This window comes from Micromonospora sp. NPDC048894 (assembly GCF_040649765.1).
Classification (GTDB): domain Bacteria; phylum Actinomycetota; class Actinomycetes; order Mycobacteriales; family Micromonosporaceae; genus Micromonospora; species Micromonospora antibiotica.
Map to the genome: position 1 here is coordinate 46,114 of NZ_JBEZFY010000008.1, position 12,900 is coordinate 59,013.

The window sequence follows — 12,900 nt, forward strand, 5'->3', positions numbered from 1 at the left end:
TCTCGCGGCATGTCGGAGCACTCAGCGAACCCCTCAACGACCGCCGCGACCGGTCGCGCCCGCGCGGTCAAGGCCGTGATCCCGGCCGCCGGCCTGGCCACCCGGTTCCTGCCGGCCACGAAGGCGGTGCCCAAGGAGCTGCTACCGGTGATCGACCGACCGGTGCTCCAGTACATCGTCGAGGAAGCCGCCCAGGCCGGCATCGGTGACGTGCTGCTGATCACCGGTCGCGGCAAGACGTCGATGGTGGACCACTTCGACCGTCGCCCCGACCTGGAGGCCCGGCTGGAGGCCAAGGGCGACGCCGAGCGGCTCGCCGCGGTCAAGCGCCCCAGCGAGCTGGCCGAGATCTACACCTGCCGGCAGCCGGAGCAGCTCGGCCTCGGCCACGCCGTCGGGTACGCCGAGTCGCACGTCGGCGACCAGCCCTTCGCGGTGCTCCTCGGTGACGAGTTCGTCAAGCCGTCGGAGCCGCTGCTGCCGGCCATGTTGGAGCTCCAGGCCCGTACCGGCGGGGTGGTGCTGGCGTTCTTCGAGGTCGACCCGGCCGAGACCAAGCGGTACGGCATCGCCTCGGTCGAACCGGCCGAAGCGGAGCTGACCGACATCGGAGAGGTCGTCCGGGTCACCGGCATGGTGGAGAAGCCCCAGCCGGAGGACGCCCCGAGCAACCTCGCCGTCCTCGGCCGGTACGTCCTGCCGGGGCGGATCTTCGACGCGATCCGGCGTACCGAACCGGGCAGCGGCGGGGAGATCCAGCTGACCGACGCGATGGAACTGCTGCGCAGCGAGGGGGTGCCGGTGCACGCGATCGTCTACCGGGGCACCCGCTACGACACCGGCATGCCGCTGGGCTACCTCCAGACAGTCGTGCAGATCGCCGTCGAGCGGGAGGACCTCGGCGCCGAGTTCCGCGCCTGGCTGACCGAGTTCGTCAACAACGGCGACGAGACGGTCACCGCGGCGATCATCAACGGGGTACGCGACACGGCGGGCGGCTCCGGTACATGACCTCGACGGCCGACGCCGAGGCGGCCGCGAACGAGTTGACGCCGCTCGCCGACTACCTGGGCAGCGTGCTGCGCAGGTTGCGCGCGCTGCCCCCGCTCGACCTCGACCTCACCCAGGCGTACGGCAACGTCCTCGCCTCGGACGTCGTCGCCCCGCACTCGTTCCCCGCCTTCGACCAGGCGGCGGTGGACGGGTACGCCGCGCGCTGGGAGGACCTCGTCGGGTACGGCCCGATCCCCACGCAGGGACCGGGCCGGGCGGTGCGGCTCAACGTGGTCGGCGACCTGGGCGCGGCGAGTTGGCGGCCGGTCCGGCTGACCCCCGGCTCGTGTTTCTCGGTGGCGGCCGGTGCGCCGATGCCGATCGCCGCCGACGTGGTGGTGCCGGTGGAGTGGACCGACCAGGGCATGGCGGCGGTGGAGATCTTCCGTACCCCCAAGCGGGGGTACGGTGTCCGTCGTGCCGGTGAGGAGTTGCCCGCCGGTACCGTCCTCGCCCGCGCCGGCACGTACGTCGCCCCGGCGTTGGTGGCCGTGTTCGCCGCCACCGGCATCGGACACGTGGTGGTCCGGCCCAGCCCCCGGGTGGTGATCGTGGCCACCGGCGACGAACTCGTCGACGTGGGCCGGGGCAGCCAGCCCGGTCAGGTGGTGGACGCCAACTCGCACGCGTTGACCGCCGCCGCCGCCGAGGTGGGCGCGTTGGCGTACCGGGTGGGGATCTGCGACGACGACCCGGAGGGGCTGCGTGGCCTCCTGGAGGACCAGACCCTGCGGGCCGATCTGATCATCACCACCGGCGGCACCGGCACCGGCCCCGGTGACATGGTCCGGCGGATCCTGTCCCGCCGGGAGGGCGGCCGGGCCGGGCCGGTGACGTTCACCGATGTGGCGCTGTACCCCGGCACGGCCCTCGGGTTCGGTACCGTCGGGGCCGAGGAGGTGCCGGTGGTCTGTCTTCCCGGTGAGCCCGGTGCGGCGTTGATCGGCTTCGAGGTGCTGGCCCGGCCGGCGATCCAGCTGCTGGCCGGTGCGGAGCCGGTGTTCCGGCCGAGCGTACGGGCGCATCTGTTGGAGACCATCTCGTCGCCCGGTGGGCTGCGCGAGTTCCGGCCGGCGCACGTGGCCGAGCGGCGCGGCGGGGGCTACACCGTGCAGCCGCTCAGCGGTGGGCCGTACACCCTCTCCGGGTTGGCCGAGGCGAACGGCCTGATGGTGCTCGGTGAGCGGGTGACCACTGCGGCGGCCGGCTCCACGGTGGACGTGTTGTTGCTGGACCGACGGCGGTGAGCCGGCGCGGGTCGGCCGCCGCCCCGGGCGTGGACGGGAGGTCGGCGCGGTGAGCTGGTTCGGGCGGGTGCCGGGGTGGCCGGTGATGCTGATGGACGGTCCGGTGGTGCTGCGACCGTACCGGCGGTCCGACGCCACCGCCTGGTCGGCGGTTCGTCGGGCGAACCGGGCCTGGTTGGCGCCCTGGGAGTCGCACCTGCCAGGCAGTTGGGACGAGACGAACTCGCCGGCTGCGTTCCGTTACGTGCACGCCGACCAGCGGCGTTCGGCGCGTAGCGGTGAGGGGATGCCGTTCGCGGTCTGCCTGCGCGAGGACGGGCAGGAACGGCTGGTCGGGCACCTGAACGTGGGCAACATCGTCCGGCGGGCGTTCTGCTCCGGCTACGTCGGCTACTGGGTGGACTCCCGGGTGGCCGGGCGTGGGGTGATCCCCACCGCGATGGCGCTCGCCGTCGACCACGCGTTCGGCCCGGGTGGACTGCACCGGGTCGAGGTGAACATCCGGCCGGAGAACAAGCCGTCCCGGCGGGTGGTGGAGAAGCTGGGCTTCCGCGAGGAGGCGTACCACGTGCGCTACATGCACATCGACGGGGTCTGGCGGGACCACATCGGATACGCGCTGACCAGCGAGGAGGTGGCCGCCGAGGGTGGTCTGCTGGCCCGCTGGCACCGGATGCGTCACGAGGCCGGGTGAGTCGTCCCACGGATGGGATCCGGCGCGGCGCGTCGGCATCCCGGTCGGCGGCCCGTAACCTCAAGTAACTGCAAGCTGCGGCAAGCACCGCCCGACCGCAGGATCTGCGTCGAGAGTGATCTTTCGGGGAAGATCTTGCTGATGTTCGGTGGTTGCCCCGAAATTCGGTGACGGGAGGGGTGAGGGTGCCGACCTCGGTGCTCCTCGCCGTCCTCGCCGCCGCCGGCCTGCTCGCCCTCGCGCCGGCGCTGGTCCGTCGGTACGACGCCACCGAGCGGCTGGTGGCGGAGCGGGCGCAGTCGACGGCGCGGGTGCTCCAGCGCCGCCGGCGGCGTCGTACCGTCCCCGGTCGGCGACCGGTCAACCAGCCCCGGGCGCTCGTCGTCACCCTCGCCGAGGACGCCACCACCGGGAACCTTGCCGCCCCGGTCTCCGCGCCCCCGGCCCCCGGCCGTCGTGCCGCCCTGTCGGCGTCCGCCCGCCGCTCCGGCCGGCTGCGCGCGGTGCCGCCCGCCCCCCGGCAGGCCCGTCGGCGTCCACCCCGGCCGCACACCCCGGCCGTGTACCGGCGGCGTCGGGTGCTCGCCGCGCTGCTGCTGCTCAACCTCGTCGAGCTGGTCGGCGTGATCGTGGTCAGCCCCGGCTTCTGGATCAGTTTCTCGGTCACCGCCGCCCTGCTCGTCGTGTACGTCGTACACCTGCGGCGGCGGGCGCTGGCCGAACGCCGTCGGCGGCGGCTACGGGCCCGGGAGGCGGCGTGGCTCGCCGCCCGGCAGGCCGAGGTGCGCCGCGAACAGGCCCGTCGGGCGGCGGCCCGCCGGGAGGCGCAGCGCCGCCTGGCCGCCCAACGCGAGGCGGTACGCCGCACGGCGATGGGCCTGGACCGGCCGACCGACCTGCCGGCGGCGGCCAGCGGGGGTGGTTCGGTGTCCTACCGCCGCTCCGGCGGCCTGCGTGGCCGCCCCTACCAGTCCGGCCGCGACCCCCGCTGAACCCGGGTCCGGCCTGCCGCCCCGCCCGCCCTACGTGCTCGCCCTGCTCGGGCTGGTCGGTTCTCCTGATCGACTCACGTGGGCCGAAGTGGCGCTACCCGGGCGCTCGGATACCCCAACGTCGGCTCACCGGTGCGGCGGACCAGCCGGTTCGCGCGGCGGGAGGGGTGATTCGCCCGGGGGGCGGGTGGGCTGTTAGTCTTGCTGCCGGCCCGCCCGGTGAAAGCCGGGTGGGACCGAAGCCGGTTCCATCCGGCGGAGGGGCTGTGGCGCAGTCTGGTAGCGCACCTCGTTCGCATCGAGGGGGTCTGGGGTTCGAATCCCCACAGCTCCACCAGCAACATTCGATCAAGGGCGGGCCCCACTCGGGGCCCGCCCTTGATCGTCGTGGGCCGGGACCGGGCGACGCCGACCGGGGCGCTCAGGGGATGGCCACGCCGTAGACGGCGAGCGCCTCGGCGATCGGCTGGTAGAAGGTGGTGCCGCCGCTGGTGCAGTTGCCGCTGCCGCCGGAGAGGATGCCGAGGATCAGCCCGGTCCCGGCGACGTAGAGCGGCCCGCCACTGTCGCCGGGCTCCGCGCAGATGTTGGTGCGGATCAGCCCGGTCACGCTGCCCTCGGCATAGTTGACCGTCTGGTTGAGGCCGGTCACCGTGCCGCACCGGACGCCGGTGGTGGTGCCGCTGCGGCAGACCGCCTGACCCACGTACGGGGTGCCGACGCCGTTGATGGTGAGCAGGCCGGGATGGGTGTAGACGGCGCTCGGGTGGCTGACCCTCCCGGTGTAGCGCACCAGACCGAAGTCGTTGCCGGGGAAGCTGCTGCCGGCCCGGCTGCCCAGCACGGTCGTCCCGCCGCTGTCGGCGTACCAGGTCGTCGCGGCGGCGGTGCAGTGCCCGGCGGTGAGGAAGTAGTAGGTGCTGCCGCTGTGCACGTTCGCGCCGAGCGAGCAGCGGGTGCCCCCGCCGTAGACGGCCTGCCCCCCGGCGATGAGCAGGCGCAGCCGGCCGGGCTCCCGGCGCAGGTCCGCGCCGGCCCGCGCGGCGGTGGCGCGCAGCGCGCGTACCTGCTCGGGTGCGACGGTGTCGTCGACGGTGAGCGTCAGGCGACCGGTGACCGGGTCGGGTCCCCAGGCGGTGCCGACGGTCCGCACGTCCTGCACGGTCGGCCCGACGGCCCCGGGAGATGCGGCGGCCGGTCCGGCGGCACCGGGGTGCACGGCGGCCGGGTCGGTGCCGCCTGCGTACGCGCTGGCCGGGGTCGCCGGCAGCACGACGACGGTCAGGGCCAGGGCGACGAGCGAGAGACGACGCATCTCCCACCTCCCTCTGGATCGGTAGAGTTCGATTCGTTAAGCATCCGCCGATGCCGGGGCCGATTCAAGCGACGGCAGCGATTCCGGCCCGCCCGCGGTGCTGCCGGGGCCCGACAACGCAACGGGCCGGCCCCCGTCGAGGGAGCCGGCCCGGCACGGGACCCGGGAGATCAGGGCTTCCAGGAACCCGCCGCCTCGAACCGGTGCTGGTATTCGACCACGCCCTTCTTGTCGGCGACGTCGAACACCACCGCACCGGAGCGCTTGCTGCCGGCCCGGATGTTGCTGCCCGAGTCGAGCATGTCGCCACCGCAGCCGGAGAGCGCGCCGGCCAGCCCGTTGACCGTGGTGCCGTTGTCGGCCACCCACTGGAAGTAGAACGGGTTGATCGACGCGGTGCCCTTGGTCACCGTGGCGGTGACGTCGGCGATCAGGTACATGCCCTTGTCCGGCGGCGGGGCGAACGAGCGGCACCCCTTGGTCGAGGTGCTGAAGCTGCGGACGGTGATCTCGATGGTGCCGTCGTCGTCGCTGATCACCAGCGTCTCGCCGGCCTTCAGGTTGAACGTCTCGTCGTCGGTGGACGACGGTGCCGCCGACGGCCTCCCGCCCGGCAGCGTCGGCACAGCGGTGGCACCGGGGGTGGGCAACGAGCGTTCCCAGTCATCGGCCGCCTCGTTGGCCCGGTTGCCCCCGACGACCGCGGCGACCACGATGCCACCGCAGCAGAGCAGCACCAGCACGGCGACCACGATGCCGATGACGATCCAGACCTTCTTGCCCGAGGAGCCGCCCGGCGGCGGACCCAACGGATAGCCGGGCGGAGCCGGAGCACCGGGCGGCGGCGGGTAACCCCCACCGGGCGGCGGGTAACCCCCACCGGGCGGCGGATAGCCCCCACCGGGCGGCGGATAGCCCCCACCGTGAGGCGGGTAACCCGCACCCGACACCGGCGGGTAGCCCGCGCCGGACACCGGCGGTGTCGTCCCCGGCTCGTACGACGGGAACGGCTGTCCCGACGTCGGCGGCGGCGGGTACGTCGGCTGCGGTGCTGCAGAGACCGGCGGCTGCGGCGCGTACGGCGACGGCGGCGCGTACGGGTCGGTGGAGTAGGTCGGTTGCGGCGGTTCGGGGACCGGGGGCGGCGGGGCGGTCGGATCGACCGGGGGCGGCTGGTTGGGGTCCTGCGGCCCGGAAGGGGGTTGGGGCTGGCTCACCGTACTCCTCGCACACGGTCGTCACTCGGGAAAGCTGGTGGTGCTGACGAAGGGGTCAGCGTAGTGGCAGCACCGCCGCCGTGCGGACCAGATCGCCCTCGATCACGAACCGGCCGGTGACCACCGAGGGCGGATCCGCCACGGTGGCCGCCGACACCCGCGCCGGGTCGATCCGGGCGGTGAAGACGCCGGTGTCCGGGTCCAGGTCGACGGTGGCGTCCAGGAAGTCCAACCAGGAGCCCACCACCGGGTGCCAGACCTTGTAGACGGTCTCCTTGGCGCTGAACACCACCACCGGCCAGCTCACCCCGGCCGGCAACCGGGCCAGCCGGTCGGCCTCCTCGGGGCGCAGGATCATCCGGCGTACCCCCGGGTCGAGTTCCCGGTGCCGCTCGGCGTCCATGCCGACCGCACGCAGGTCGGCGCGGCGGGCGACCGCGGCGGCGCAGTAGCCCCGGGTGTGGGTGATGGTGCCGATCAGCCCGGTCGGCCAGACCGGTGCGCGGTTCGGTGCGGCGGGGACCGGCGTGGCCGGTAGGCCGAGGGCGGTCATCGCGCGTCGGGCGCAGACCCGACCGGCGGTGAAGTCCCGTCGCCGGCTCTCCACGGCCCGTTCGCCCAGCCCGGCCCGCTCCTCCGGGAGCAGCTCACCGACCCAGTCGGCGCCCTCGGCCACCGCCACCGAGACCGCCGCCGGCAGCAGGTCACGCATAACCCACCCCTCTCCGGTACGACCACCGCCGGGTCCGCCCGGTGTGCGGACCATCGGCCATGGTTGGTGAACGTACCGCAACCGGGCGACACCGGAGGGTCCCGTCGTGGTGGCCGGCCCGGTACCCGGGGTCGGCCACCACGACGGGTCAGCGGCGGCGGGGGCGGCGGGTCAGCGCGAAGCCGAACACCCCGGCCACGGCGGCGAGCACGCCGCCGACCGCGCTCCACGCCCAGCGGGAGCCGAGCGCGGGCAGCCAGTCGCCGTCGAACCAGTCGTCGTCGGCGTCGGCGGGTGCGGCCGCCGGCTCACCGGTCAGCACCGCGCCGGCCTTGGTGTTCGGCACCAGCGGCGCCTTCAACTCGCCGTCGTCGCGCGAGCCCTCGCCCTCGGCGGAGACCAGCAGCTCCACGTCGACGGGGAGCCCCAGGTCGGGTTCGGGCAGGTCGGTGACCGACAGCCGGACGTAGTAGGTGCCGGGCAGCGGGTCGGCCGACCACGGCTCCGCCCAGGAGCGCACCTGACGCAACGTGCAGCCGAGCGCCACGCTGCCGGCGGAGGCGGCCACCGTCGGGGTCTGCGCCCCGGCCGTGCACGCCTGCCGGCGGCGCAGCCCGTCGAACACCTCCACCGTCCAGGTGGACGCGCCGGTGCGGGCCTTGGGCAGGGACACCGTGGCGGTGATGTGGTGCCGCTGTCCCGCCGAGGCCGGGAACGACCAGTACAGGAAATCGCCGGTGGAGGCGTCCACCCGGACCGGTTGGCCGGCCGCGATGCCGGTGGCGGTCAGGAAGGACGTGCCGGCCCGGGTGACCGGGGTGGCGCCGGGGGAGGGGGTGGGCGCGGCCGGGGCCGGCGTCGGGGCGACGAGCAGGGTGAGTCCGGCGGCGGCCAGTGCCGCGCCGGTCCGCATGATCGGGGTACGCATCGTCAGTTCGTCCTCCACGTCGCCACCCACCAGCGGGTGAGCAGCCCGACGACCAGGCCGGTGAGTAGGCCGGCCAGGGTGAGCAGGAGCAGCAGCACCCAGCCGCGCCCCAGGTCCGGCGCGGTCGGGGCGGGTGACGAGGCGACCACGTCGATGGTCAGCTCGACCGGCATGCCCGGCTCGGCCCGGGTGCCCGGTCGGGGTGCGAACGCGTTGCTGACCACCAGGCAGACCGTGGTGGCCGGGACCGGCGCGTCGCTGGCCGACGGGCTCGGCGACACCTCGTCCTCCGCCCCCGACCAGCGCAATCCCGCCGACACCACGTCGGTACGACCGCTGCCCGCGTCGACGCCCCGGACCAGTTCCCGGCCGTCGGCGGCGGTCGCCCGCAGCAGCACCGCGTGGTCGGGGTTCACCGGCCGGTCCAGTGCCACGCTGACCGAGGCGCGCAGCTCCTGCCCCGGTCGGACGGGCACCCGGTACCAGCGGTGCTCGGAGAACGCCTCCCGGTCGGCGTAGACGCCGGGGGCGAGCAACGGGGCGTCGGCGCACCCGGCCCGGCCGGTGACCACCGTCGGTGCGGCGGTGTAGGTGTCCTTCGCGCGCTCGACGAGCTGCTTGATCCGACCGGTCAGCTCGTCGGCGCTCTGGGCCGCCGTGTAGGTGCCGCCGGTCGCGGTGGCGATGCAGAGCAGCTGCTTGCGGACCTTCTCGTCCGGGGCGAGGCCGAGCGTGTCGACCACCAGTTTGGTGCCCTGGGCGGCCAACTCCCGGGCCACCTCGCACGGGTCGGGCGGGGCGCAGGTGTCCTCGCCGTCGGTGATCAGCACGATCCGGCGGGCGGTCGTGCCGGTGCCGAGGTCCCGGGCGGCGGAGCGCAGGGCCAGCCCGACCGGGGTGAAGCCGGTCGGGCGCAGCGTCGCCACCGCGGCCTTGGCGGCGGTCCGGTCCACCGGGCCGACCGGCACGATCTGCTGGGTGTCCAGGCAGCCCTGCTTCTTGTCCTTGCCCCGGTAGGTCGCGCCGAGCACCCGGATGCCGAGCTGGGTCTCCTCGGGCAGCGCGTCGACCACCTCGTTGAACGCCTGCTGGGCGACCGAGATCCGGCTGCGTCCGTCGATGTCGTTGGCCCGCATCGAGCCGCTGACGTCGAGGACCAGCTCGACCTTGGGTGGCTCGGCGGGCTCCTCGTTGTCGGCGAGGGCCGGCACGGGGCCGGTCAGCGCGGTCGCCGCCAACACTCCGATCAGGACGGTCGTTGATCGTCGTCTCGTGTTGATCACCGGGCGAAGTGTAGTGAGATCCACTATGGAGATTCGTCGGGGTGCACCCGGGCGAGTCTCGACCACGGGATCGTCGGCCCGGCGCGGTGCGTCGGCGGACCGGTGTGAGATCGATGACCGTCGACCGTCCGTTAGATGCTAGATGTAAAGCATTTGCCGCGCGACGCATCGGTCGGAAATCTGACCCAAGTCGACCCGTTGTGCCGGTGGCATAACGTGGTTAAGCTCTCCATGCGCGCCCCAATCGCCCGCTTCCCCCGTGGCAGGCGATCGGGGCGCGTCCTTTCGTTGCGGCACACTCGTGGGACACCCCCTCCCGCGCCACCGCCACCGCTCCCGGTGCCGCCGACGGTTCCCGCCGGAGATCCCGGCCGATGCGATCCGCCCCCGGTCTTCCGCCCCGCTGCCGGCCCGTCGTCTCCCCGGCCCGCCAGGTGTCTGATCCCGACCCGTGGTGCCTGCGGTGTCGGCCGGCGCCCTCCCGTCTGCCCTCGTCCACTGTGGTGCCGGGTGACGACCGTCCCGGAACGCGCCGGACCCGCCTCGACCGGTGGGGTCGGGCGGGTCCGGGGCAGACGCGCAGCGGTGGACGGGGTGGGTCAGATCCAGCGGCCGTCCAACCACATCCGGGCGGACCAGTCGTCGTACGGCAGGAGGTTGCCGACGAAGATGGGATAGAAGTAGGCGAAACAGAGCGCCACCAGCAGCACGTACGCGCCGACGATGACCCCGCCGATCAGTCGCCGGTCGGCGAGCTGCTCGGCCGTGGCGGCATCGGCCTGCGCGACCATGACCGTGGCCTTCGGGCCGACCGGCCGGCCGACGTCCGACCCCGTGTCGTCGGGTGCGGTGCCGTCCGGTGGCGTGACGTCCGGGGCGGTGCCCGCCGGTGGTGTGTCGTCCCGGGCGGTGCCGTCGGGTGTGGTGCCGGGCTGGGCGGTGCCGTCGGGTGGTGTGCGGTCGGGGGCGGTCCCGGGCTGGGCGCGGCCGGTCGGGGTGGCGGGGTCCGGGGTGGTGGGGGTGGCGATCGCACCGAGCACGTAGACCACCGCCAGCACCAGGAAGGGCAGCGCCGGGGCGGCGTAGAAGGAGAACATCGTCCGGCCGTCGAGGGCGTACCAGAACCAGGGCAGCAGGCCGGCGGCGACGGCCGCCAGGATCGCCCCGGCCCGCCAGTCCCGACGGGCCACGCCGAGCCAGAGCGTGGCGGCCAGGGCCGGCAGGAACGACCACCAGAGCAGCGGGGTGCCCAGGAGCAGGATCTCCGAGGCGCAGGTCGGCGCACCGCAGGCACCGTCGCCGGACCAGTGGAACGCCACCGGCCGGCCCAGCAGCAACCACTGCCACGGCCACGACTGGTACTTGTGGGCGGTCTCCAGGCCGGTATGGAACTCGAACGCCGCCTTGTGGTAGTGGAAGAGGTTGTTGAGCGCGCCGATGATCGGGGTGTCGTTCAGGCCCGGAAGGTTCGGGTACTTGGCCGCGGACCGGTAGTAGCCCTCGTCGGAGAGCAGCCACCCCGACCAGCTCAGCACGTACGTCCCGACCACCAGCAGCCCGGCGAGCACCAGCCAGGGCAACTCGTCCAGGAGCGCGTCGCGCCACGGTCGGCGGGCCCCGGCCGACCGGCGGACGCCGACCTCCCAGAGCAGCACCAGCAGCCCGAAGACCGGCACGAAGTAGATCCCGCTCCACTTCACCGCACACGCGCAGCCGAGCAGCACCCCGGCGAGCAGCCGCCACCAGGGCCAGTTCCGCCAGCCACCGGCGGGTCGGCCGGCCCGACCGGGGAGGGTCGGGTCGAGACCCTCGTCGAGGGCGCGGGCCCAGCGCCGTCGCCGGGCGTCCCGGTCGAGCACCAGCGCGCCGAAGGCGGCGAGTACGAACAGCAGCAGGAAGATGTCGAGCAGCGCGGTGCGGGAGAGCACCAGGTGGAAGCCGTCCAGGGCGAGCAGCAGACCGGCGGCGCAACCGAGGGTGGTGGAGCGGAACAGTCGGCGGGCGATGCGGGTCAGCAGCAGCACCGAGACGATGCCGGCGAGCGCGGCGCCGATGCGCCAGCCGAACTCCGGGGCGGTGGTCATCAGGTGGCCCGGTACGGAGATGTTGGTCTCCGCGTCCTGGTAGCCGAAGGCCCACTCACCGAGCCCGATCAGCCACTTGCCCAGCGGCGGGTGCACCACGTAGGAGGGACCGTTGTCCTTGTAGTTCCACTCGACGCCCTTGTCGATCAGGCCGTAGCCGTCCCGGGCGTAGTAGATCTCGTCGAAGATCTTGCCCTTGGGGCTGCTCAGCCCGAGCAGGCGCAGGACGGCGGCGATCGTCACCACCACGGCGGTGGCGATCCACGAGTTCACGTCCAGCCGGGTCTCGACGGTGGCCAGCCTGCGGCGGATGATCGCCGGCACGCCGCCTCCTCCGCCCTCGGGAGGCGGGGCCTCCGGGTCGGTCCGGTCCGCGCTCGCACTCTGTGCTGTCGACGCACTCGTCACCCGGCGATCGTAGGCTGCGAAGGTGCCCGGTGGCGCCCATCGTCCCCGAGATTGGTACGACTATCGATGAAGGAGCACGTCTCGTGGGTGAAATGTCCGAGATTGGACGGCTGGTTCTGCTCGGTGCGCCACTGGGCAACCCGGCCGACGCGTCCACTCGGCTCCGCGATGTCCTCGCCACCGCCGACGTGGTCGCCGCCGAGGACACCCGCCGGCTGACCCGGCTCGCCCGCGATCTCGGCGTCACCGTCGGCGGCCGGATCGTCTCCTACTTCGAGGGCAACGAGGAACGCCGTACCCCGGAACTGGTCGACGTGCTCCGGGAGGGCTACCTGGTCGCGCTGGTCACCGACGGCGGCATGCCCAGCGTCTCCGACCCCGGCTACCGGCTGGTCACCGCCGCACTCGACGCCGGGGTGCCGGTCACCGCCGCGCCCGGCCCGAGCGCCGTCACCACCGCCCTGGCCCTGTCCGGGCTGCCCAGCGACCGGTTCTGCTTCGAGGGCTTCCTGCCCCGCTCGCCCGGCGGCCGGCGGGCCCGGCTCAAGGCGCTCGCCGCCGAACCGCGCACCCTGGTCCTCTTCGAGGCCCCGCACCGGATCGCCGCCGCCCTGACCGACCTCGCCGCCGCGTTCGGCGTCGACCGGCCCGCCGCGCTCTGCCGGGAGTTGACCAAGACCTACGAGGAGGTCGTCCGCCGGCCGCTCGGCGAACTGGCCGACTGGGCGGCCCAGGGTGAACCGCGCGGCGAGATCACCCTGGTCGTCGCGGGGGCCCCGGAAACCCCCGCCGAGCGCCCCGACGACGACACGCTGCGGGCCCGGGTGGCCGACCGGGAGGCCGCCGGCATGTCCCGGCGGGACGCGATCAGCGACGTGGCCACCGGGTACGGGCTGCGCCGCCGGGACGTGTACACCGTCGTGCACCGCTGAGCCGTGGTACGGGCCGATCCGCGCGGGCCGATCCG

At 73.8% G+C, this 12,900-nt stretch carries 11 protein-coding genes and 1 tRNA gene; 6 read left to right on the forward strand and 6 right to left on the reverse strand.

The genetic code is table 11. The annotated features are described in order from the left end of the window. Positions 1 to 9 precede the first annotated feature (9 nt). The 5 genes from AB0C22_RS18870 to AB0C22_RS18890 all read left to right on the forward strand — a co-directional run bounded on the left by AB0C22_RS18870 (position 10) and on the right by AB0C22_RS18890 (position 4,323). Positions 10 to 1,011: a UTP--glucose-1-phosphate uridylyltransferase gene (locus AB0C22_RS18870; RefSeq protein ID WP_219466850.1), complete on the forward strand. Its 1,002-nt coding sequence runs from the start codon at positions 10 to 12 to the stop codon at positions 1,009 to 1,011. Beyond that, positions 1,008 to 2,300 carry a gephyrin-like molybdotransferase Glp gene (gene glp / locus AB0C22_RS18875; protein ID WP_208570391.1) on the forward strand — a complete coding sequence of 431 codons (1,293 nt, stop codon included), beginning with the start codon at positions 1,008 to 1,010 and terminating at the stop codon, positions 2,298 to 2,300. Before AB0C22_RS18870 ends, glp begins: the two co-directional genes overlap by 4 nt. A gap of 85 nt (positions 2,301 to 2,385) precedes the next feature. Then, the gene (locus AB0C22_RS18880) at positions 2,386 to 2,994 is read left to right on the forward strand and encodes a GNAT family protein (protein WP_208570421.1); all 609 of its coding nucleotides are present in this window, start codon (positions 2,386 to 2,388) and stop codon (positions 2,992 to 2,994) included. A 179-nt stretch (positions 2,995 to 3,173) separates the two neighbouring features. Beyond that, positions 3,174 to 3,986, forward strand: coding sequence for a hypothetical protein (locus tag AB0C22_RS18885; protein ID WP_219466852.1), 813 nt, complete (start codon positions 3,174 to 3,176; stop codon positions 3,984 to 3,986). Between the two features lie 260 nt (positions 3,987 to 4,246). Continuing rightward, positions 4,247 to 4,323 (forward strand) — tRNA-Ala (locus tag AB0C22_RS18890). 84 nt (positions 4,324 to 4,407) lie between these two features. On the opposite strand, the gene AB0C22_RS18895 is transcribed toward AB0C22_RS18890, so the two are convergent. The 6 genes from AB0C22_RS18895 to AB0C22_RS18920 all read right to left on the reverse strand — a co-directional run bounded on the left by AB0C22_RS18895 (position 4,408) and on the right by AB0C22_RS18920 (position 11,933). Further along, on the reverse strand, positions 4,408 to 5,301 hold the full coding sequence (locus tag AB0C22_RS18895) for a S1 family peptidase (protein WP_357536156.1): 894 nt from the start codon (positions 5,299 to 5,301) through the stop codon (positions 4,408 to 4,410). Between the two features lie 170 nt (positions 5,302 to 5,471). Then, on the reverse strand, positions 5,472 to 6,518 hold the full coding sequence (locus AB0C22_RS18900; protein WP_357536158.1) for a DUF4352 domain-containing protein: 1,047 nt from the start codon (positions 6,516 to 6,518) through the stop codon (positions 5,472 to 5,474). Positions 6,519 to 6,573: 55 nt separating this feature from the next. Continuing rightward, a complete protein-coding gene (locus AB0C22_RS18905) occupies positions 6,574 to 7,230 on the reverse strand; it encodes a 4'-phosphopantetheinyl transferase superfamily protein (protein ID WP_208570395.1) in 657 nt (218 codons plus the stop codon). A gap of 148 nt (positions 7,231 to 7,378) precedes the next feature. Then, on the reverse strand, positions 7,379 to 8,158 hold the full coding sequence (locus AB0C22_RS18910) for a peptidase (RefSeq protein ID WP_357536336.1): 780 nt from the start codon (positions 8,156 to 8,158) through the stop codon (positions 7,379 to 7,381). Between the two features lie 2 nt (positions 8,159 to 8,160). Continuing rightward, the gene (locus AB0C22_RS18915) at positions 8,161 to 9,441 is read right to left on the reverse strand and encodes a VWA domain-containing protein (RefSeq protein ID WP_219466857.1); all 1,281 of its coding nucleotides are present in this window, start codon (positions 9,439 to 9,441) and stop codon (positions 8,161 to 8,163) included. A 599-nt stretch (positions 9,442 to 10,040) separates the two neighbouring features. After that, positions 10,041 to 11,933 carry a phospholipid carrier-dependent glycosyltransferase gene (locus AB0C22_RS18920; RefSeq protein ID WP_357536160.1) on the reverse strand — a complete coding sequence of 631 codons (1,893 nt, stop codon included), beginning with the start codon at positions 11,931 to 11,933 and terminating at the stop codon, positions 10,041 to 10,043. 83 nt (positions 11,934 to 12,016) lie between these two features. On the opposite strand from AB0C22_RS18920, the gene rsmI reads away from it, so the two are divergent. Further along, positions 12,017 to 12,865, forward strand: a complete 849-nt coding sequence (gene rsmI / locus AB0C22_RS18925; RefSeq protein WP_208570397.1) for a 16S rRNA (cytidine(1402)-2'-O)-methyltransferase — start codon at positions 12,017 to 12,019, stop codon at positions 12,863 to 12,865. The last annotated feature ends 35 nt before the right edge of the window (positions 12,866 to 12,900 follow it).